This window comes from Mucilaginibacter sp. SG538B (assembly GCF_013376065.1).
Lineage (GTDB): Bacteria > Bacteroidota > Bacteroidia > Sphingobacteriales > Sphingobacteriaceae > Mucilaginibacter > Mucilaginibacter rubeus.
This window is the reverse complement of record NZ_JABMJI010000001.1, coordinates 458,958-480,669: the sequence shown is the minus strand read 5'-3', so window position 1 is coordinate 480,669 and position 21,712 is coordinate 458,958. Positions and strand designations below refer to the sequence as shown.

Genomic DNA, 21,712 nt, shown 5'->3' with positions numbered 1-21,712 from the left:
GGTTTACTTGGTTGTTTTGATTGACGACAGGTTATAAGTTAATGCGATGAACCAGCCGTTATATTTCATACGCTTAGCTGTGGATGGTGTACTTGTACCTGAAAATTCCTGCGGAACTTCGTTTGCAGAGTTATATATAGCCTCCTTGCCGTCAAAATAGTATTGCTGGTTTTCTGCAGAAAGCACCGTTTCCTGGCCCGCGGCAATTCCGCCGCTGATGCAAAACCTTTTTGTTTTATTGCCGAGCATAATAGACGGACCGATCAAACCCTGAACTTCGGAAGAGTTTAGAAAGATCCCGCTCGCCAGGCCAAAATTGAAAAAGGCCCCGGTCCGGATGTATGCGTGCGCTAAAAACCCTGCGCCGAAAGAATGACTGTCATTCCTATAGATCACTTTCCGGGTTGTACTCAGAAGAGTTGGATTATATGTAGTTTTTATCACTCCTGTTGACGGATCAACTGTTTGAACAGCATCACGGTACTGGAAGGTATGTGAGCCGGTTACAAAAGTGGCATTCCCCAGGGATGAATAAAAGATTCCAGAACTAAAATCGATTTTTAAACCTGATTGTACATTGAATTCGTGGTTACTGAGATCCGTCTTGCCTTTTGAAGACCTGATATGGATATTAAAGAGATCAACATCCGGAACAGTCATTTCTGACAGGAAGCTGCTGTAGGTAACTTTTTTGTTTATGGCAAGGTCATACAATTGTTTTACATTCTGGATATGGTTACAGAAATCCCGGTAAAATTCTTTTGGCGTTTTTACTGACAGTACTTTTTCCATGATTATTTCCGCGAGCTCCTGGCCATTAGCTGGAACTTTACCAAACTTGGACCGGATAGCATTTTGAACACACGCCAGGGCGATGTAGTATTCATTCTCCTTAAAATTGATGTCATTAAAAACTTTATTAAAATCTGACAAGCCAGTTTCAAGCGACACTACATCCTGTTTGAGCTGCTTATGCGGCGAACTCTCACCAACCCCCTTATCGGCCTTTTTGGTGGAATCTTTCGAGCCCGAATCTTTCCCTGCAGCCTTTTCGGGGTTTTGAGCGGTAAATTGTTTAATGAAGCTTTGTTCATCATCCATAAACCTGGTTGTGCTGTCTGTTTTAATAACATAGGTGGAGTCCTTTTCGCCAATGATCTGAATCACAAGGCTTCTCCCGGCAGCCGGCCGAAACTGCCCTTTTTGTGGCACGAAATGTTCCAGCTTGCCTGTTTTTTTATCCCGCTTGAGTTTTAAATAAACGTATGGCGAAAAAAGCGGCTTTTTCCTTACATCATAAATTAAAAGATAAGATGCAGAAGTGGCATATTTGGGATATGCAGTATCAAGCATCAGCCTTTGTCCGTATCTGAACGGCACTTCATCTCCTTTTGTTATGATATCTGAAGAGTTAAAGCAGGCTGAAAAAATCAATGGTATTTTATCATAAGAAATACCGAGTACTTGCTGGATAATCTTTCCATCATCAACAATTTGGTCGCATAACGTTTTTACAGGCGGCTTAGACTTCTCCGGCGGTTTGCTGTTTAAAATCATCTTAACGGTAAACGCACCTTTAGCATCGACAGGAACTGCTACTGCGGTATCCAACCTGTGTGAACCAATGGCCCACAGCTTGCCATTCAAAAATGTCAAATCCACTGTACCAGACTGTAAATCTATTTTTTGCAGGTTCTTCCCGGTTTTGGCTGTTGGATCAAAAGTTAACTTTACATCCTTTGTCGAGTCCAATCCGTTACTGAATACAGCAGCATAATTATAAAAATCAGCCGGAAAGACGAGGGTCAGGGTCTCAGGCACCTTAAGTATGGTGACTTTGCCATTTGCGTAAGAGGTTTCAACAACAGATTTAATTTTGCTTCCGTCTGTTATTATTCTATTGACCTGACTAAATGCGGACCAATGAAAAGACAGAAAAAAACCGATGAGGATTAGTTTTTTTGACATAGTGATAAGGTTTAATATATCAATATATAACTTGCCTTGATTACTTGCTTATTATCACGACATTATGACATAATATTAATTAATTTTCTTTGCAATATCAAGGGTATTATCACTCAATTTTTTACCTAATTAACCTCTTTAAAACAGATTTCGCGACAGCGGCAGTCCTTAAAGGCAATTATCTATCGCCCAGATTAAAAAAGGATAAATTTTAAGCAACAAGGTAAATAGAGGTCTTTTTTTGATCGCTTAAATTAAATTATCGTAGAACGTTTTCGTTCAAAGTATTTAGCGATCCGCATGTGCAGCCTTTGTTGTAAATTCATGAAAAAGAAAATAGCAATAAGCAGGTTTTAAGTTTGATGCTGAGGTGTCAACTGCATCTCATAGTATTGAGTCCAGTGAGAAATATTATGAAATCCCGTGCGAGCTATCGAAAACGCTATTCCGCATTGTAATAAACTAAGATGAGTGAATAGGAATACCTCAATGTGACCAGGAAGGGTTTGATGCAACCGGCCAAAAAGCTCGATTTCTATGATCTAAGCAACTAAATTGAGATATTTTTTTTTTATTTTCTGTTTTGGTTTACGCAGGAAAAAATGCGCTGTACAAGCTTGTTTCTGACAGCGTTTAAAACGCTCATTTTATTCTTTTTTTCGACGTTGGCTTTTCGTTCATAATAGAGTTTCAATTCCTCGTTATATTGAATAGCGACCAGCGCAGCCATATGTAAAAGTGTTTTAACTTTTTTATTAGCCATATGCGAGACCCTACCTTTACCTTTGAACATTCCGGATTCTTCCAGATAAGGTACCAGTCCCGCATAGCAGGCATATGAACTTGCATTATTGATATCTTTAAACTCATTAGTAGTTACTATTAGCTGTATTGCTGTAACCTTGCCAATGCCGACTACAGAAGTAACTAAAGTGAACAGTCGGCTTAATTCAGGATCTGCATTAACGATATTCATGATCTCTTTTTCTACACTCTCTAAACTGGCCTCAATACCATTGAGTGCTTTATTGCATAAGTTAGTATTTTGCTTGGCTGCTTTCTTTTTAACAAACGTACGTTTATGGCATAAAAAAGCGCCTAAATCATTGATTTAAGCGCTCTCAATGGGTTTTGACACCCTTTTAGCGGAATGGCTGGGAACAGATCCTTTTGATCCGGATGACTTTAGGGGAATTTAATCGGATTTCGCCAACGGATAAAGATCAGTTAGCCGAAGATCACTCGATGATATTGTTGGAAACCATTCTATTTGCGCTGATTGCTATGGTTTACCCGGAAGAACCCGGCGACCTTACGATCGAAGAGTTGTTCATGAACTTCTAAATCAGCGGTTCCAGCCGCTCCGTTAACTGCGCCGCTTCACCGCGTTTGGGCAACATGGCCTCGTTCTTCGGCCATTATTGCCGGATTTGACCTTTTCTATACTTTATTAGGTTCTTTTAGCTTTCCTGATTTTTCCCCGTTGGCTTTTTCGCAAGCAAATTTCTGAACGGCGGGACAGTACGGACAAGACCTGACCCTCCGGGTTTGCTGTAAAAAAATCTTCCCTGCCCGCTGCGCGGGCGAGGTATTTTTTTCCGCAATGTCTTGCCGTTCTGCCCGCCGTGTTCAGGTGAGGGCGCTTACAAAAAGCCAGCGAGGCGTATGCCGAGCGGCTTGATTAAAAGCATAACGGCTATGGATATACGGAAAAAAAGAGGACCGCCGGGCAGACAGAAATTGCAGACCGCCGACCCTCACAGGGATTAGAAAATGAATTAAGTAACAAACATTTAAAAATTAAAGATCATGAAAACCACATTATTGAATAGCAAAGAGGTAGCTACTAAAACTAACGAAGATGTTAAAAATCAAATGCGCCCAAGCATACCGGGAAAGGAGGCTAAAAATGAACCTGCTAAAGATCAAACACCTGCCCAAACTGCGCAGGTTGCGCCCGCACCGGCAGCAGCGGTTAAGGCCGGTGATAGCGTTGCCGAAAATCAGCAACCGGCAAATACTCCGCAACCCGCCGAAGCGCAGGCCGTAACACCGCAGGCCGAGCCTACCAAAAAGGAGATCAGAGAGGAACTGAAAGCACAGCATGTGCGCGGTTTGGACGATACGGTTAAACTGGTGGAGCAGTTGGGTAAGAAGATCGCCCAAAAGAATAAACTGTCAACCACCATTGGTAACCTTGACAGCTTTATCGTTACGCAAAATGATGATAAGGACGATGTAGCGGGCGACAGCAAATTTATGCGCTGTGAACTGGCGATCACGGATGACGGCGGGGAAGAGTTTGTCACCAAGAACCCTTTCATCATTGCCAAAGTGGTAGAGATGGTAAAAAGCCTTTGCATTGAAAAACTGGCCGAGGTCGAAGCATCTATTGTTATTCCGCAATAAACGGGTATGCCCTGTGTATAAGAGTACACAGGGCATTTTTCTATGGTAAAATCTTTAAAAAGCAACACCATGTTAGAGTTATTTATCGATTTGACCGACCAGCTTTTTTGGAGCGGTTATGCCGAGCAACTGGCGAAAGAGCAACCCGCAGTTTTTCAAATAGAACTGGCGGAATTTATGAATTCCTATAATCAGTAAATCTATGTACGATACCATATTTCTGTTGGTGAAAGCAACCATACAGACCAGCCACAAAAATGTGCATGAAGCTATTGCCGAAATACAGCACAAAGCCATCTGTACCATTACCAATACCAAAAAGGTAAAAATTCACGAATTAAAATTTATGGACTACAAACTCAAAAAATAAGACCATGGCACACAACATCAATTATAACGAGCGGACAGGGAAGCACAGTTTTTTCTCTGTGAAGCAGAAAGCATAGCACGGCTTAGGGCAGATCATTTCGGATTACCCGACGAGTGCGGAAGCTCTGCAATATGCAGGGTTAGGCTTTGCGGTAGAGAAACGCCCTTTGTTTACTTATGACACCGAGAACTTTACAGCAGACTCCGACACCGATATCATTATCCCTGAAATAGCTGTGCCCGATTTTTTCGCTACCGTTCGCACCGATACCGAGCAACCCTTAGGCGTTGTGGGCAAGGACTACGAGGTGGTGCAAAATGTAGACGCCTTTAGTTTCTTTGACAGCATTGTCGGCGGTAAGGACGGCATATTATATGAAATCGCCGGGGCATTGGGTAAGAACGGCGAGCGCATTTTTATCACCGCCAAACTGCCCGATATATTAAAGTCGGGCGTAATGATTGTATTGAAAAATATTTGTTTTTGACCACTTCGCATGATGGTACGGAAAGCATTACCATTGCTTTTACACCGATTAGAGTAGTCTGTCAGAACACGCTAAACGCCGCTTTACGCAACCATACCAACAGCATCAAAATACGGCATACCGCCAGTGCGACCGACAAGCTCAAACAGGCACATAAAATATTGGGGATCACCAATCAATTATCGGTTGAGTTGGAAGCGGTATTTAACCGCTGGTCAAGGGTACGGATCACCGCCCCGCAGTTAAAGCAACTGATACAACTGGCCATGTGCCCCAAACCGGAAGTCTATAAAAATATATTGGCGGGTAAACAGGACGAATTATCCAGCCAGTTCAATAACGTGGTTTCCAGTGCTTTTGATTATGCCATGACCGCACCCTCGCAGCAGGGCGATACGACCAAAGGTACGTTGTTTGGCGCCTACAATGCGGTTACGGGTTACTTCCAAAACGTGCGGAACTTCAAAGACGAGGAGAGCAAATTCAAATCCATCATGACGGGAACTGGCTTACAGAAGAACCAGGCTGTCTTTAACCTCTGTAATGATTTCGCTAGGCATGTAAGTAGTATTCTAAATTAATTAACAAGGGGCAGCAATGCCCCTTTATTTTCTCACTAATAAATTAAAACATCATGAAAGCAGACTCTGCTCCGCTAAAAGATGCATAAGTACTCCTTAATCACTTAATTTTTATTTATTACTATCGGGCCTATCTTTTCTTATCTTCATTACGGTCTTTAAACTTTATTTCCAATAACTCAGCAAATGGCTACGAAAATTTTGTAATCCATTAAAGACTTTATTGCTAAGACCGAATAATCTCCATAAGTAAACCAATGCGGCCTACTAGGCCTATTCTACGGCAGGAACTTTTACAGAATTGACTAATTTATAGCTGATCAAGCTCGCCATATCCCCGCCCTTATCATTCCATACGTAGTCACCCGATCCCCAATATAAATGATGCGTAATAGTACCCGCTCTATTGCTGTTCGAACTGTATGTGCCTTTCGCAGTATGGAGAAAAATATAATCGCCATTTTTGATTTTAAGATTTGGAAAGACAAAAATATGCCTAAATTCATTCGACACTTTTCCGTTCATGTCAAATGTCCTGTCCACAACAGCATAGCCTGCGGTGTTTAAATCTTCTTCGGTTTTTAGAACAACATACTCCCCTTCATGCTTGTTGGCGTTGACTACATTAATAATTTTTAAACTCATGGTATTAGTTTGTTAAGTGTTAGAATATTTTATAGTTTAATAAATTTCGGCGGGCCTAATTGCTCCAATGTATAATGATCGCAGTTAGGTTCAAGATACTCTAACCGGATATGGTTACTAATTAAACCACTGTTTCCGTCGTAAGCGAGGTACACGACGCGTTCCTTTTGACCAGACCAGCCGGTTACCAGGTCGGTGAATATACCTACGGCAGATGAAGCCAGTAAACCGTTTGGCCAAACAACCTGTGGACGCCCACCAACTTTACCATATTTTGCGGCTTCCAGGGCCAACTTATCTTCGTTGATAAAACCCATGCAGCGCATACACGGTTGACTAGGCATCGAGAGTATAACCTGGCCTGAAATATGAAAGCCTTGCTCAGTCTCATGTACATCCATCCCGATATCAATTAAAGGAATCAGATACCTGCGGCATTCCGCTTCCAACTGTCCCCGATCTCCGTAGGTATCTACACCGCCGAAAACAACCTCGCATTGCTGTAATTTATCCGTGGCTTCCTGCCAACGAGCATTAACAATGGTAATTTTCGCAGTAGGGTTAATTGCGAGTATCAGCCTTTTTGCGATTTCGGTTTTAGAAAGCTTTAGCTTAATATCCGCAAAATGTGCACCGATAAGCCGATTGTGGTTGCTGTCTTCTACCTTATCAAAATCAAAAAGTGTGAAATGTTTAATGCCAAGATGGGCGAGCTGCTGTACCAAATGGGAACCGCCACCACCAAGTCCAACAACCCCAACTTTAATATGCTCGAAAATAGCTGGAGAACGTTCACCTAAAAACGACTGGCGCAGCAAAAGTTTATTTAAAGCGACTTTCTTTTCGCTGGGGAACTGAATAACCATAGGGTAACGAACAACGCTGATGATTTCGGGAATTACCAATTGTATCTCGCCTTTGACCTTAACCCAGGCAAAAAAAGAATCTTTACTCAAAATTAATACGCCATGTGGTTGGTCTGGGTCTATATTCGCAAGACTATCTATTACCGGAGGCAGCCCAGCTATATCATCGCCACTCGGGTTTGGTTGCCCCTTATGGTTATGCAGGTGAACGTGAAATGCACTGCAACTTTGGTCCATTACCTGTTGCATGGCAGAGCGGATAGCACGCGAACCGATGCGTGCACCTACACTATCATCTTCAATATAGTTATCATCGTCAACAGGCTGATACTCGTTAAAAGTGATCAAACGAGTGTGCTCATTAATTATGGTAGTAATACCAAAAATAAAACCGACCCGCTCGTACGCGAAATCATGTGGTCTGTTCAAATCTGTCATGATGCGCTGATAGAGGCTGCCAGGCAACCTTAGCTTAATTATATTTGTTTTCATGGGTAACGTAGGGCTTTTAAATGGATCATTAACATTTCCGCCAGTTGCAGTCCGGGTTTCGTCTGCCACGATACGGCGTACCAGTTACGCCCCAGCGCCCGGATATTTCCATTCCAGTTACGCTGCGGGCCACCTATTATTTGGCTGGCGAAAAATAAGCGGGATGAATAACCTTCCCTTGGGCTGGGACATAGTAAAGCATCTGTAATGGCGGGCTGACAACCATCAGGCAGGATCAAGTTTTCAAGTAATAAATAATCATATCCCCCCTCGTTAGCCTGGCTAACGGAGGGGATAATCGCTTTTAGGGCATCAATTTGTTCTTCGGGGAATTTCATAGCGTTAATTAAGAAGAAGAACCGTCCCTGACATGACTTACAAACTGCTCACCGCCTTTAATCTCCACACTCGCATCGTCCTTCAAAGGCGCCAGTTTGCCCGCGATAACCTGCTCCAACTCATAGGCCAAAGGCACACCGCCGGTACTTTTCAAATTGGCTACAGTGTGTATGCCGGGTTTTACTTTGTACTCTACCTTATTGATTGTAATAACTACTTCTTTAGGCTCCTCCGGCTTCGAGTAAAAGTGTTCGATTCCCGGACGTGCCAGATCGACCTTCTCTTCGTCTCCGATTTTCTCATCCTCCCATGGCTTTTTTATCGCCAGCCAAAGGTGGTCTTCTACTGGAATGCCCGCCAATTGTTTTATCTCAAGTCCAGTAATGTACTGTTCATACCATTTGTAAATTTTTCCGTTGATGGTCAGCAAGAGTACACGCCTGAAATAAAATTGCTCGATGCCTGGGCGGGCGAGATCAACTTTATCATCATGTCCGATAAGTTCATCTTCCCAAGGCTTTTGAATAGCTAAGAAAGTTTCACTTTCAGCAGGTGCCTGGCCCAGTTCCCGCACTTGCTTACCTAGGATGTACTGTTCTTTCCAATCGTGAGGTTTACCCTCGATGATCAGTTTTAAAATGTTGGCATTTGGAAGGCTTGCCCCCTTGTTTGGTATTTCCATAGTTAAAATAATTAAGTAACTGCTGCAAATATAAAGCTTTTGCTAAATATATCAAGCATTTGCTAAATAAAAATTTGATATATTTAGCAAATGCTTGATAGTTAGATTGATAAATTTAGCACTTGCTTATTAAATTTAGAGTTTATACCTTTGTGCCATGGCAACAGATAACAAAACATTAGGCGGATTATTGAAAGAGGCGCGGGAGCTACGCCGTCTTTCTTTAAGAGAAGTGGAAACACAGTCTGGCATATCTAACGCTTATTTGAGTCAGTTAGAAAATGACAAGATCAAAAAACCTTCGGCAAATACTCTTTATAAACTTTCAGGATTATTTAAAATTGATTTTGATGACCTGATGGTTACTGCTGGGATCGTCGAAAAGAAGGAAGCGTCTACTGCAAAAAATGATTTTGCTTTCTCTTCGGATAACCTGACAGATTATGAACGGGAGGAGTTGATTAAATATTTAAAATACTTGAGACATCAACAAAAGGATGATAAGCCATGACAAAAAAAATGATATAGACCGCATTGTTTTAGATGCCTTATCAAAATCGAATTCGTTGGGTGTGTTCCCTACGCCCGTTGATAAAATTATTAAATACGCCGATCTACGTGTAAACTCGCACATCGATCTAAGCGTTATTCCAAACACTTTTTTTGCAAAACAAGGCTTAATATTAAAACGTGGGCTGGCAAAGATCCGAGGTGTCCTTGACCGTCGGGAGAAAATTATTTATCTTGATTTATCGGTGCCAGCTACTAAAATCAAATTCGTAAAGCTGCACGAAGCCGGGCATGAGCTTTTGGGCTGGCAGGGTAAACTTTTAAAGTTTTTGGAGGATAATGATGAAACGCTTGACCCGGACATCAATGAAGAATTCGAATCGGAGGCTAATTATTTTGCATCCTCAGCGCTTTTTCAATTGCAGTTATTTACTGATAAAATGAAGGAATACCCTTTGGAACTGGCAACCTGTTTAGAATTATCAAAGTTATTTGGCGGGTCATTTCATGCCGCGATCCGTCGTTATGTAGAAAACTCTCCAAAAAGATGCGCTTTACTGATTTTGAATAAGGAAAAATCAGGGCCATTCAGCCCTACTAAATTGACATTAAGAACCTACATCCAATCCCCGTCATTTACCGATGAGTGGGGCATGGTTGGCTGGGGAGAAGAGTTTGAGGATGATGCTCCCTTTGTGCAAAACTTTCTGGAAAATAGACGGTTATTAAAAAGCCAGTTGGAAATCGATTGGCTGGGTGAGGTGATTAAATGTAATTACCATTATTTCCATAACGGGCACAATGTTTTTGTATTTATGTTTCCATTGGGGGAATCCGTTAAGTCCCGCACCAACTTTGTGGTTAAATATTGATCGGCTTATCAATATCCAGTCGTTTGAACAGATTTTTCACGAGATCTTTCAAATAAACCACTTGAAGAGGTGCCAACTGCTTAACTAGCGCGTCTAACTTTAACAAATGTTCTTCTTTTTTTTGCAGCTCCAGTTGGATTGATAGATGATGAAAATCAGCAAACAATTGCAATTTTTTATCTTTTATTTTTCCGGCCAACTCACTTGCCTGACGATATAGCAATCCGCCTATTTCAGTCTGCCCAAGTTTATAATGAAGCAGCCCTCGTGTGGCCAGGTAGACAACCCTATACTGCTCACTCAAACCTTCCGCATTTATTTTATTCAAAATCTGTTGTGCATTTGCTGTATCGTCTTTTTTCAGGTATGAAAAGGCCAAATTATTCAGCAAGGTAAAGTCGCCGGGAGTAGCTCGCAGCCCATAGTTACTGATCTTAATAGCTTCATCGTATTTTTCCAGTACTGATGCTGCGATGAAAGACCCAAAGGCAGCCGGTTCCCTTGAAAACGGTTGATCAATAAACCATTGCAATGTGCTTGAGTATGCCGGCCCCCAGGATTTGCCATAGAAAAATTGATAAGCCTTCGCCTCAAAGATATTAGGTGTTCTGTCAAAAATGCCCTGATTAACCTCGAGATCAAGGATATGATTTCTTGCCCATACCGCTTGCGCCAACGAATTATCATTGGGGCTGATCAAAGATTGGTTGAATAACCGTTTTGAATTCTTTACACTTCCGGAATTTAATTCTACAGTCGCTATTGCAGAAAGTAATTCGTTTAAATCGTAAGAAGAATAATTTTTAGAAATAATTAACTCTGTACCTCTTTTAATATTAAATGAGGCTTTATTATCTAAAGATGAAATACCGATGTCGGCAGATAACAACCAGGGATCAAACTTAAAAGCAATATTGCTTTTTAATATCTGCTTTGCTTTTTTATAGTCCCCTGTGTGTGTAAAAAAACGTGAGGCAACCCGGCTAATGTATCGATTATCGGGCGATAACTGCGTAGCCACCAATATGCAACGTTCTGCCGCATGTTCTTTACCAATGATCAAAAACAAGCGTCCAAGTTCAATCCAACTGATAGAATTAAAAGGATTATGCTTAAGGCATTGGCGCAGGCTATTTATTTTACTGCCAATGATCTGGTCAAATTGATCGAGGTCAAGCAGTTGAATAAAAGAATCGTCATGTTCCGCCGGAAACAAAAGTCGTTCTGATACATCTTTCAAGGGCTTGGCTGCATTGATGTTAAACCGCAGAAAGGAGGCCGCTTCAACTGAATAGGCCTGGTCATCCAAGATAATAGATGAGTTAAGCAATTCTACAGCATTCTTAACAGATTTGGTTGCCTCCCAGTCACGAATTTTATCGGTATGGAAGTTTGGGCTTAGTGGTTCCTGAAGAGGCTTAGCATTGCCAATCGGACTTAACTCCCTGGATTGTAAAGTCTGCTTGAAGTCCCGCCAGCGCGGTATGACGTTCCTGTTCTTTTCATTATGCACCCAACCAGCCATCAGTTCATTCTTAGTTTAAGCGCATTCATTTCCTGCTTTTTCAGTAGACGGTCAAATATCGTGTTATAGCGCTCTAAACTTATCGTTTTATTTTTACCGAATATCGTTTTAGGATGCCCACGTTTATTCGGATCAGGATCGCACAACTGATATAGCAAGTTACCTAATTCTTCGCCCAATTCCTTATCATCTACATTACTTTTAAAAAAATCGATAGATTGCTCCAATGCAACATAAAGATAAGGAAGAACCTCACGATATGTTTGCGTCCAGTTGCTCCAATTGTGTTCAGGTGCGATATAAATTTTCATAATTGCAGTCATGTTCAATTGGGTATACAGAAAAGTGATCATGCTACCCAATTGAAATGCATCGCTGGCTATTCTTCTAAAAACCCAGTCTTGTGAAACGGCTTTATAATGAACTTCAGGTGCGGCATAAGCGGGGTCGCCAGCAAAGGGCATGAGGCCATAAGGCGTAGTCTCTCCGCGCAAATCCGCCCTGCCAAGATCACCTAATTTATGCGGACCGTCAGTGATTCTTAAAATATTAGACGGCTTTACATCCTGGTGCGCTATACCGTTATTGTGTAACTGATACAGGGCAACACATACACTATGCAATATTTTCAAATTTAAAATGTGGTCGATTTTTTTGCTAAAATCCATCTGATGATAGATATCACCCGCAGCTAACTCCATGATAAAATAAGGAACAGGTATAATTGAACCTTCTTCTGCAGGAACGGTACCCGCTTCAATCAGGTTGATGATTCGGTTAAGCCTTTTGTTTTTACAAAGTTCCAGTACATTCTGCTCAAATTGAAAAAAACCGGTTAATTGCCCCATTCTTTGCAGCGGATTTGATGACTTCAGTGCCATCGAAAAATCCAGTGCTTTTAAAAATGCTTTTTCGCCAGTTTCGGTATTGATTACATTATACGAATAAGAGAAATTCCCACCCGTGCCTTCAAGATGCTTGGTAATAAGATCGATAACTTTCCAGTTGTTGTCTAATTGTTTGCCAGCTAAAAGCATGGCGGGGTTTAAGTATGCTACAGTACTCATTTTAATTAATCAGGAATTCGCATCAATAGTGACGAAACATAAATATCGGGGAAATTAATGAAAATGACACAGCATAGTTTTACACAATAGTATTACTTACTAACGATTTTAGTAAATAACCATTTCAAAAAACACTTCTACACCATTTGGTTTAAGGTAATGATTAATTTATTATTGATAATTTGCATGGTACCCTCATCTCTGAGTTTCGCAAAAAGACCAAATTGTCTTCAAATGCATGAATTTTAAATAAAAACCCTTGCATGATTTTTGATTTATCCCGAACTTTGTAAAAAGTTTAGAGAGAATGTCAACGCTGGAACAACTGAAGACGCATTTGCAGGAAGGCCAGGTTTACCGCAGGAACGACCTTATGAAATGGTCGCGGTCGGTAGACAGGCATTTACATGCTTTGCTGGAAGAGGGGGTATTGCAGAAACTTTCTCAGGGCGTGTACTATTATCCGAAATCTTCGGCTTTCGGTAAAACGCCACCCGAAGAGGAAAATCTGGTACGCACCTTTCTGAAGGATACCCGGTTCTTATTGACTTCTCCAAATCTGTATAATGCTTTAGGCGTGGGTACTACGCAGTTGTATAACCAGCGCACGGTTTATAATCACAAACGGCATGGCCAGTTCAGGCTGGGCAACCGGACATTTGATTTCCAGGTAAAGCACCATTTCCCTGAAAAACTGACGCCGGAATTTTTATTGGTCGACCTGGCCGGTAACCTGGACAGGCTGGCAGAAGATCAGCACCAGGTACGGAACAACGTTTTGTCAAAGGCCCGGAGCATGGACAGGAACAAGTTGAAGCATGCGCTTGACCAGTACGGGACGGGCAGGGCTAAACGCATGCTGGCTCCGATTTTCGAATAGATCATGGCTGAATATCTGCACCATCACCCTGAGTTCCGGGAATTGCTTCGTATACTAGGAGAGGAAGCCGGTATCGAAACAGCCTTAATCGAAAAAGACTATTGGATCATGCACGCGCTTTATGGTCTGAAATCACAAGGCTATGATTTTGAGCTCAAAGGCGGGACTTCACTTTCCAAAGGCTACAAGATCATCGAACGTTTTTCGGAAGATATCGATATTCACATCAAGCCGCCGGAAGATCAAAAAGTCAACGAGAATCCCAAGAATGAAAAACCTGTCAACGTCGCTGCCCGCAAGAATTTTTATGACTGGCTTGCCGACGATATCAAAATTAACGGTATCGTACGGGTGGAGCGGGATACGGATTTTGACAATACCAAATCGTATTCCAGCGGAGGCATACGTTTGTTTTACGATAACTTGATCGATCAGGTGGAAGGTGTGAAGGCGGGGATACTTTTAGAAGCCGGTTTCGACAGGGTAACCCCGAACGAAAAATTAACGATCAGCTCATGGGCGTATGATTATGCCATAGCACAGGGAGTGGATATTGTGGATAACCGCGCTAAAGATATCGCCTGTTACCATCCCGGCTATACCTTTGTAGAAAAGCTGCAAACCATTGCAACCAAATTCCGGCGGGAGCAGGAAACGAGCCATACAGGCATCAACTTTATGCGCCAGTATTATGATGTGTATAGCCTGCTTGGCCGCGAAGATGTGCAGGCTTTCATCGGGACACCCGAATATTTACAGCATAAGGAAGACCGTTTTCCCAAACCCGATTTCGCTATGCCGGTCAACCAAAATGAAGCTTTCCTTTTAAACGATGAGGCGATCAGGGCTTCATTTAAGGAACGCTATGCCGGCACCGCGAAGCTGTATTATAACGGACAGCCCGATTTTGATACGCTGCTGGAAAGAATACATCGGCACATCGATAAGTTGTAAGCGCCCGCAGCCGTATTTCAAAGTTGTTACTCATTTGTTACTTTTAAACAAGCAACGCGCTGAAAATAAGGAACTTCTATTTTCCGGAAAAAAAAGCGCCAAAAAAAGTTATTAACACCTTGATTTTCAATAAAATAATGCTTATATTCTTTTTTGTTACTATTCTGTAACTCAATTCTCATAACTTACTGATAATCACATGGGAAGCACTTTCTGTATCGGTAAGTAATTGCGCAGGCTGACAAATGTTTACTAATATTGAAGGCGTTCACCTGCACTTCTACCTTACGCTAACCAACCCTGCCGATAAATTGGTCAAGATCGTCGTCCTTAGCTAATTTAAGTTTTTGTTTAAGCCTGTACCTGGCCATGCGGATACTTTTTGGCTCAACGCCAAGGCGGTTAGCTATTTCCTTGGTATCAAGCCCCATTAAAATATATGAGCAATATTTTAGGTCGAGGCGGGTAAGGCTGTTTTCGGCCTGTTGCTGCAGAGCATTGAAAAAACCGGGATGACTTTGGCTTATGACCTGCTGCTCATCAATACTTTTATCCATCCGCAGGTTTTGGTTAATGATGCGGCCCATCTGCCTGGCTACAGCCGGTGAATCGGCTTTGCGCGATTTTTCTTTTAACAACTCGAGTATAGCGTTCTTCTCTTCAATCTTCAATGAACCGGCCAGTAACTCTTTTTCCAGCCATTCAGTACGGTCCTGTAACAACTCCTGTTGGGCCTTTGCATGGGCATGTTCCTTTTCGCGCAGGGAAACCTGCAGTTCGGCTTCCTGTTTCTCAAGCATTAAGCGCTGGGCTTCGGCTTGTTGTAATTGTGCCAAAAGCTTTATTTCTTCTTTCTCCTGTTCGGTAAGCTGTTTTTGCTGCTGCGATGCTTTTAGTTTGTAATGGTAAGAGCTTAACAACAGCCCGAGTAAAATAATACTTGCCGACCCGATAGCTACATAAAGCCAGTTGAGTTGCTTATTAAAATCGGCGCGTTCGCGCAGGCGGGCAATCTCATTTTCTTTAAGTACAGATTGATATTCCTCTTCCAGTTGCTGAACGGTAGCCAGTTTCTGGCTGTCAAATACCTTGCTGTAGTAGTCGATATATTTTTTGTAATAATCGAGCGCTTTGGCCTTGTCGCCGCTTTTTTCGGCTACGTTTGCAAGTCCTAACATTAACCGCGACCGTGTGATAGCGACGCCGGGGGCAGAATCCTTTAATTCGGATATGCCTGTGAGCAGGTATTGTTCTGCCTTTTTGGGCGACCCATCGCGGAGCGCATATTCGCTTAATATGCCGTAGCAATTAGCAATAATTTCCTTACCGTTGGTGCGCCTGGCAATATCAAGTGCCATATTAACATAGTTATTAGCGCTGTCTTTATAAGCGGGAGGATAGTATTTGAAATAACTGTTTGCGATATTAAGGGCCGTTGCCGAAGCGTTACTTTGCAAAAGTATTTTTTCTGCATTATGCCGGTAGGTGGCTAACGCAATCCGGTAATATACCATTGACGAATCAAGCAGCACACGCCTGGACCTATTCTTTTCAAATGCGGAGAAAAAACTGTGGCCCAGCGTCATGTAACCTAACAATAAATCATCCGGATATAAGCTTTGCTTAGCCGCCGAAAGGCAATCGTACGCGTATTTGCGCTGTTTAAGGGTATCGCTGCCATAAGCGTAAATACTGGCGATGTAATGGTTGATGAGCGTCTTATAGCTAAATGCGCGCCGACCGTCGGCGTATTGTATTAGTTGTTCGGCTTTCAGCAAACCTGACATGGCCTTTTCATTATTTCCTTTTACCAGTTCCAGCCAGCCTTTGCGCAGCCAGGCAAAAGAAACCAGCACGTTATTTTTTGATTTTGCGGCAATCTGTACCGCGCTGTCGATAAAAAGGGAAGCCCGGTGTTGCTGGTTTTTCTGCATTAGCAAATACCCCATGGTAGCATAACAAAAAGCGGTTGCACCGGCATCGGCGTTCTCTTTTGCCATGATTAGGGCCTTGCCTGCGTTTGCTATGGATGCATCAATGTTTTTTTCAACAGTGGCTCGGGCAAGTTCGGCCATTACAACCGGTTTTTCGTGGTTACCGGCAGTTTTTAAAACTTGCTGTAAAGAATCAGTTACGAGTGATTGGGCCTGGGCTATGGTTGTGTATGATACTAAAAAAAAGGAGGTTATTGCGGCGACTTTATTCTTCAAAGGCATATAAAAAGTATTATTTCTTGCTTTAGGTATTACCCGGATATTAAGCTGATAATTAATTACCAGCATTATAACACAGAAGTTTAAGTAATTGTTGTAGATGATTTGTAGACGCTGTCAATCAAGATTGTAGACGGCTTGTAGTCGCCCTTTTTTTTGAGTGAGGGTATATGGGCAGCTAATTTTGGGTCACATCATTTATCGTTTAACCTTAAAAAACAAAAAGTTATGACAAACAAAAGCATGTCCATTGTGGCTTACATCACTATTATTGGTTGGATCGTATCTTATCTTGAATATAAAAAGCGCGCCGATAAAAGCCCTTTGGTTAATTATCACCTTGGGCAGTCGCTCGGCCTCATTATTTTATCAGTCATCCTGGGAGTTGCTCTCGCGGTATTGGCAGCTATTATCCCGGCCCTTTCGGTTGTATCGCTGGTTATCAGTGTCATTACGTTTGTATTGCTGCTGCTGGGTATTATAACCGCCAATAATGAGGCCATTAAACCCTTGCCGGTGGTGGGTAAATTGTTTGAAGGCAAATTTGATTTCTCCAAATAATTCTCATACAAAGGCAAGCAAACGGCGATATCCGGAAAGCCATTTTTACCTTTTACCTGTCACTATATTTTAATTAACGAACCCGGACCGCCAACAAATGTCGGCTTTCCGGGTTTAAATCAATTCAACAGGCTTTATGCTGCTACAATCATCACAGGTGCCTCCGGAGGGTGCTGAAGAGCTTTTAATTATTAACCTGATTTACCAGGGCCGTTACGCCGAAGCATATCTGCTTTTAAAAACGGAAACGCCTCAGCGGCCGGCCGGCATGTTTAACCTTGCTTTATGTTTTTACTGGCTGGGCAGTTATCGTGAAACACTGGTATGCCTTGATAAGGCTCAGATGTTACTGGCAATTGATCGGGGCGGGATAAGCCTCAACAGCGATAATTTTTACAAAGCCATCAGGGAAAAGCAAAATCTTATCGATGAATATAAACTGCCTCTTACGTCAAAATATATTGCTTTGTTTGGTGAGTTGGCGAAGGATAATATAACGCGGCTTAAAACAGATTGCTGGCTGCAGCTTGAAGTATATCAAAAGGTTATTGAGATTGCTACCCCCATTGCGCACAAAAATTATAAAAACATTGACGATGCGTTGCAGATAGCCAAAGAACGAATTTAAATATGACAAACGAATTTAACCAGATCAGGGATGCCTATCATCGCAACATGTTTAATCCGGCGCCCAATGCCATTGATGTGATGGGCATGTATCAGAATTTAACTGATATTCATATGGTAAATGAGCAGGAAGAAAACCTGTTCCACCTTGCAGCCCGTTTTACCGATCCGGAAGCCATCCGGTTTTTAGCAGGTGCGGGGTTGAAACCCACGGCCGACAAATACGGCAACACGGCTTTGCACGCACTCACTGGCACCAGGTTTGATTTGCAGGGTACTTCACATAAAAATAAGGCGAAGAAAATATTTGATACCGCCACTGCGCTGCTGGAGCTCGGTATCAACCCTAAAAAGAAAAACGATTCGGGCAAGTTAGCCTATTTTGAGGCCGGCCAGTTGTATATGTACCCTTTTATCGAAGCTATAGGCAATGCCGGCGTAAAGATGGATGCAACTGAATCGGAAGGAAAAAATCTTTTACATGTTATCTGTGATAAACTCGTCCACCGCAAAACCATACCCGGAGCCATAGATGCAGCAACGAAAACTGTAAAGATATTAATGGAAAAAAGCGGTATTGATACAGAGGATAAAGATATATTTGATACAACGCCCCTTACTTACGCGCAGCGCAGCGGGGTAAAGGAAATAGCTGCACTATTATCGGGCGATGAAACCGACATAGCTACCGGGGGGATGAGCATTCATGAGGCCGTATTAAACCGTGATGTCGCGGCCGTAGAAGCGCTTATCAAAGCCGGTGCAGACCTGGATGATTTTTCTGATCAGTACAAACGCACGCCTTTAATGCTGGCCTGCGAGTATCCCTCAGAGCCAATGGTCCGTTTACTGGCCGAAGGTGGCGGAGATGTGAATTTCAGGACAGGTAATGGTGATACCGTTGTTTTTATACTGCTTACAAAGGCCGTGAGTAATTTTGGAAGGGGCATGAGCCGCGACCTGAAAGATATTGTGAAAATGCTGCGTATATTGATCAAGCACGGACTTGATCTTGACGCAGCGGTGAATAACGATGGAGACACTGCTTTAAACATAGTATGCCAGGCCGGTTACCTGGCCGATTTAAATATTATACTGGCAGAAGAATTGGTTGAAGCCGGCTGCGATATTAATAAGCCTAACGTTTGGGGCAAAACACCGCTGATGAATTTTGCACAAAAAGGAAATGAAATTAAATACAATATTGCCGAACTGCTGCTTGACAATAACGCCGATACCACCTACGCTGATAAAACCGGTAACACCGCATTGATGTACGCTGCTGCGAATGGCGATAAAATGTCGGGCAAAAAAATAGTTTCGTTGTTGTTGGATAAAGACAGCTCGACGGTTGAAAATGTAAATAATGCGGGGCAAACAGCCGTTGATGTAGCAGTTCAGCATAATAACGAAGCTGTTGTTAAACTGATGCTTGCATAGCCTGTAATAAATAGATACCTATGGATAATATGTTTTTAAACGCGTGTAAAAACGCACAAAAAGGGATAGTACAAACATTCCTGAAAAAGGGAGGGATTAATGTTGACAAACGCGATAGCCTGGGTAATACGCCCTTATATTATGTATGCTTAAAAAGTGCAAAGGATATTGCCAAAATGCTTATAGATGCCGGCGCTGATGTTAACCTGGGCAATAACCTAAGCGAAACACCCCTACATTGTGCATCGCGCAGCGGCAGTAAAGACCTGATTAAATTATTAACTGATGCCGGTGCCGATGTGAATGCCGGTAATAACCACGGGCAAACCCCTCTTTTTTATGCTGTACTTGCGGGTAAAACAGAAACCTCGCTTTACCTGATCTCATTAGGTGCCGATAGCGCCGTTAAAGACAATGCCGGTTACAGTTTGCTCGATCACGCTACTGCCAACGGTATGCGCGACCTGGTTGCAAAATTGTCGGCCGATGAAATCGCGCAAAAGGATGACAACGGCAACACACCGCTTCACCAGGCGGTTTACAATAACCATAGCGAAACGATAAGCGCTTTGCTCAAGTCGGGCGTATGGGATGTAAACGGATTAAATAACGACGGCGTTAGTCCACTGATATTTGCAGTTAATAACTCCAATATACACGTAGCCGGACTGTTGATTAAAAATGGCGCCGATGTTAACCTGCATGTACAGAATGGCAATTCGGCACTGCACTACGCGGCGGGTATGGGCAACTATCATCTTGGCAAAATGCTGCTTGAGGCGGGGGCCGAGGTCGATTCGCGCAACAGCTTTAGCGAAACTCCGCTTATTGTGGCAGCACAGTGCGGATTTAATGATTTTACAGCTTTTTTAATCGAAAACAACGCTGATGTAAACGCTGTAGATAATAACGGCCGGCACGCTATGGATTTTGCCAGTGAGCGCGGTTATACCGAAATACTGGAACAACTGTTAATGGCGGGTGCCGAAAGTCGGTAATAAAACGATACTGATTTATGATGAGTGCCTGCCGCAATATATGGAAACGGCAGGCATTTGTTTTATTGGAACCTTTTAACCGTACTTAATCAAGCAATGTCCAGGTACGTTTAGTTTGTATGGTTTGTATGGCTTGCTGCTCGGCAACTACAATGTTCTCTTTACGCTGCCCTATGTATTCTAATGTACTAAGCTTATTCCACAGGGCAACAATTACCCGCATAAATTCATCAATCGCTGTCATTGACGAGTTTATCTCATGATGATTATAAACTATTTCGATCAAACGAGCTAAAAGCTCTTCAAAATTGCCGGGTGTTACATCTTTCCATTCATAAAAATATTTAAGCAATTCTTCCCGTTCGGCTCCCGGCATGCTTTTAACGGTACTGAAAAACAGATGTGCCATTTCTGAAAAGCAGGAAACCAGTTGGATAGGCGGTTGAAGATAGATCAGGTTTCGGTATGTAAAATAGATCCTCGCTATATAATCAAGCATTTTATCGCACAGCAGCTTCACATTTTTACCGATGGTAGATACCGAATCTTTCGAGGTGATCTTGTCAATAATACGAAACGAAAGCAGCTGAAGGTTGTTGATCTGTGCCCCAAAGTTTTCATAATAGGTCATGAGGCCGGCATGGCTTATCAGCGCGGTACATGGCGGGATATAGGTTACATTGGCCTGAAAGGAGCTTCCGCTTCGTACAAATTTACCAACCTCCATAAAATGCGCCCCGATGCTGTTCAGTTGTGACGCCGGCAAAACAGTGATACTGTAATGTTTGCTGATATCAGGATAGCGGATGGGCTGTTCTTCCGGGTCGGGTGTGCCTGAGGGTACACGTTCAAAGGGGTTTACGGTAAGCAGCACATAATAGGTTTCTGATGCTTCATTGATAGTTTCCTGGCCAAAATAATGGCTAAATGTTAACGGTTGTTCGGCACGGGTAATATCAATCCTGAAACCTTCGGCAGTAATGGCGTTACACTGGTTTAAAGTTACCTGCACCTGGCCTGATGCCCGTTCGGTGATCTGGATATCCAGCGATGAGCTTTGCCCTTGTGCGGGTGGAAGCAGCCCGAAATTATTATTGTTGAGCGGCAGCGAATTGGCATCGCGTACTATATCATGAATAAAATTATCAGTATTAACAAAATGTGCGCTGGAAATTTTCATTCCATCTATCCAGTTCACAGGTTTATGTTTTAGTGGGCTGATCATG

At 42.5% G+C, this 21,712-nt stretch carries 22 protein-coding genes and 1 pseudogene; 13 read left to right on the top strand and 10 right to left on the bottom strand.

Annotated features, from left to right (window positions below; translation table 11 throughout):
* Positions 1-3: 3 nt before the first annotated feature.
* The gene (locus FHW88_RS01925) at positions 4-1,968 is read right to left on the bottom strand and encodes a hypothetical protein (protein ID WP_176622692.1); all 1,965 of its coding nucleotides are present in this window, start codon (positions 1,966-1,968) and stop codon (positions 4-6) included.
* Positions 1,969-2,539: 571 nt separating this feature from the next.
* Positions 2,540-2,944, bottom strand: a complete 405-nt coding sequence (locus FHW88_RS01920) for a transposase (RefSeq protein ID WP_176622691.1) — start codon at positions 2,942-2,944, stop codon at positions 2,540-2,542.
* 203 nt (positions 2,945-3,147) lie between these two features.
* On the opposite strand from FHW88_RS01920, the gene FHW88_RS01915 reads away from it, so the two are divergent.
* The 5 genes and pseudogenes from FHW88_RS01915 to FHW88_RS01900 all read left to right on the top strand — a co-directional run bounded on the left by FHW88_RS01915 (position 3,148) and on the right by FHW88_RS01900 (position 5,815).
* Positions 3,148-3,312 (top strand): hypothetical protein, encoded by a 165-nt coding sequence (locus tag FHW88_RS01915; RefSeq protein WP_176622689.1) that lies wholly within the window; start codon positions 3,148-3,150, stop codon positions 3,310-3,312.
* 465 nt (positions 3,313-3,777) lie between these two features.
* Positions 3,778-4,377 (top strand): hypothetical protein, encoded by a 600-nt coding sequence (locus FHW88_RS01910; RefSeq protein ID WP_176622687.1) that lies wholly within the window; start codon positions 3,778-3,780, stop codon positions 4,375-4,377.
* 69 nt (positions 4,378-4,446) lie between these two features.
* Positions 4,447-4,575 (top strand): hypothetical protein, encoded by a 129-nt coding sequence (locus FHW88_RS30100; RefSeq protein WP_255485193.1) that lies wholly within the window; start codon positions 4,447-4,449, stop codon positions 4,573-4,575.
* Positions 4,576-4,579: 4 nt separating this feature from the next.
* Positions 4,580-4,747, top strand: coding sequence for a hypothetical protein (locus tag FHW88_RS01905; protein ID WP_176622685.1), 168 nt, complete (start codon positions 4,580-4,582; stop codon positions 4,745-4,747).
* Between the two features lie 4 nt (positions 4,748-4,751).
* Positions 4,752-5,815 (top strand): annotated as a pseudogene (locus tag FHW88_RS01900) (DUF932 domain-containing protein).
* A 273-nt stretch (positions 5,816-6,088) separates the two neighbouring features.
* Here the strand turns inward: FHW88_RS01900 and FHW88_RS01895 are convergent.
* The 4 genes from FHW88_RS01895 to FHW88_RS01880 are packed head-to-tail and all read right to left on the bottom strand — an operon-like array spanning position 6,089 to position 8,839.
* Entirely contained in the window at positions 6,089-6,460 is a 372-nt protein-coding gene (locus tag FHW88_RS01895) for a hypothetical protein (RefSeq protein WP_176622683.1), read from the bottom strand.
* Positions 6,461-6,489: 29 nt separating this feature from the next.
* Positions 6,490-7,818, bottom strand: a complete 1,329-nt coding sequence (locus FHW88_RS01890; RefSeq protein WP_218117114.1) for a ThiF family adenylyltransferase — start codon at positions 7,816-7,818, stop codon at positions 6,490-6,492.
* Positions 7,815-8,156 (bottom strand): hypothetical protein, encoded by a 342-nt coding sequence (locus tag FHW88_RS01885; RefSeq protein WP_176622681.1) that lies wholly within the window; start codon positions 8,154-8,156, stop codon positions 7,815-7,817. The genes FHW88_RS01890 and FHW88_RS01885 overlap by 4 nt, the downstream gene beginning before the upstream one ends.
* Positions 8,157-8,164: 8 nt before the next feature.
* Positions 8,165-8,839, bottom strand: coding sequence for a multiubiquitin domain-containing protein (locus tag FHW88_RS01880; RefSeq protein ID WP_176622679.1), 675 nt, complete (start codon positions 8,837-8,839; stop codon positions 8,165-8,167).
* A gap of 157 nt (positions 8,840-8,996) precedes the next feature.
* On the opposite strand from FHW88_RS01880, the gene FHW88_RS01875 reads away from it, so the two are divergent.
* Positions 8,997-9,350, top strand: a complete 354-nt coding sequence (locus FHW88_RS01875; RefSeq protein WP_176622677.1) for a helix-turn-helix domain-containing protein — start codon at positions 8,997-8,999, stop codon at positions 9,348-9,350.
* Positions 9,337-10,221, top strand: a complete 885-nt coding sequence (locus FHW88_RS01870; RefSeq protein WP_176622675.1) for an ImmA/IrrE family metallo-endopeptidase — start codon at positions 9,337-9,339, stop codon at positions 10,219-10,221. The genes FHW88_RS01875 and FHW88_RS01870 overlap by 14 nt, the downstream gene beginning before the upstream one ends.
* Here the strand turns inward: FHW88_RS01870 and FHW88_RS01865 are convergent.
* Positions 10,211-11,746 (bottom strand): tetratricopeptide repeat protein, encoded by a 1,536-nt coding sequence (locus FHW88_RS01865; RefSeq protein WP_176622673.1) that lies wholly within the window; start codon positions 11,744-11,746, stop codon positions 10,211-10,213. The genes FHW88_RS01870 and FHW88_RS01865 overlap by 11 nt on opposite strands.
* The gene (locus FHW88_RS01860; RefSeq protein ID WP_176622671.1) at positions 11,746-12,813 is read right to left on the bottom strand and encodes a protein kinase domain-containing protein; all 1,068 of its coding nucleotides are present in this window, start codon (positions 12,811-12,813) and stop codon (positions 11,746-11,748) included. The genes FHW88_RS01865 and FHW88_RS01860 overlap by 1 nt, the downstream gene beginning before the upstream one ends.
* 307 nt (positions 12,814-13,120) lie before the next feature.
* Between FHW88_RS01860 and FHW88_RS01855 the strand changes: the two genes are divergently transcribed.
* Both FHW88_RS01855 and FHW88_RS01850 read left to right on the top strand, forming a co-directional pair.
* Positions 13,121-13,693, top strand: a complete 573-nt coding sequence (locus FHW88_RS01855) for a DUF6088 family protein (protein WP_176622669.1) — start codon at positions 13,121-13,123, stop codon at positions 13,691-13,693.
* Positions 13,694-13,696: 3 nt separating this feature from the next.
* Complete coding sequence (locus FHW88_RS01850) at positions 13,697-14,647, top strand: nucleotidyl transferase AbiEii/AbiGii toxin family protein (RefSeq protein ID WP_176622667.1); 951 nt, start codon at positions 13,697-13,699, stop codon at positions 14,645-14,647.
* 290 nt (positions 14,648-14,937) lie between these two features.
* On the opposite strand, the gene FHW88_RS01845 is transcribed toward FHW88_RS01850, so the two are convergent.
* A complete protein-coding gene (locus FHW88_RS01845) occupies positions 14,938-16,857 on the bottom strand; it encodes a LuxR C-terminal-related transcriptional regulator (RefSeq protein WP_176622665.1) in 1,920 nt (639 codons plus the stop codon).
* 231 nt (positions 16,858-17,088) lie between these two features.
* Here FHW88_RS01845 and FHW88_RS01840 point away from each other — a divergent pair, with 231 nt between their 5' ends.
* The 4 genes from FHW88_RS01840 to FHW88_RS01825 all read left to right on the top strand — a co-directional run bounded on the left by FHW88_RS01840 (position 17,089) and on the right by FHW88_RS01825 (position 20,486).
* Positions 17,089-17,421 (top strand): import component protein, encoded by a 333-nt coding sequence (locus FHW88_RS01840; protein ID WP_090532061.1) that lies wholly within the window; start codon positions 17,089-17,091, stop codon positions 17,419-17,421.
* Between the two features lie 136 nt (positions 17,422-17,557).
* Positions 17,558-18,049, top strand: a complete 492-nt coding sequence (locus FHW88_RS01835; RefSeq protein ID WP_176622663.1) for a hypothetical protein — start codon at positions 17,558-17,560, stop codon at positions 18,047-18,049.
* 2 nt (positions 18,050-18,051) lie between these two features.
* Positions 18,052-19,488, top strand: coding sequence for an ankyrin repeat domain-containing protein (locus FHW88_RS01830; protein WP_176622662.1), 1,437 nt, complete (start codon positions 18,052-18,054; stop codon positions 19,486-19,488).
* 20 nt (positions 19,489-19,508) lie between these two features.
* A complete protein-coding gene (locus FHW88_RS01825) occupies positions 19,509-20,486 on the top strand; it encodes an ankyrin repeat domain-containing protein (protein ID WP_176622660.1) in 978 nt (325 codons plus the stop codon).
* An 85-nt stretch (positions 20,487-20,571) separates the two neighbouring features.
* On the opposite strand, the gene FHW88_RS01820 is transcribed toward FHW88_RS01825, so the two are convergent.
* Positions 20,572-21,711 carry a hypothetical protein gene (locus tag FHW88_RS01820; RefSeq protein ID WP_176622658.1) on the bottom strand — a complete coding sequence of 380 codons (1,140 nt, stop codon included), beginning with the start codon at positions 21,709-21,711 and terminating at the stop codon, positions 20,572-20,574.
* Between the last annotated feature and the right edge of the window lies 1 nt (position 21,712).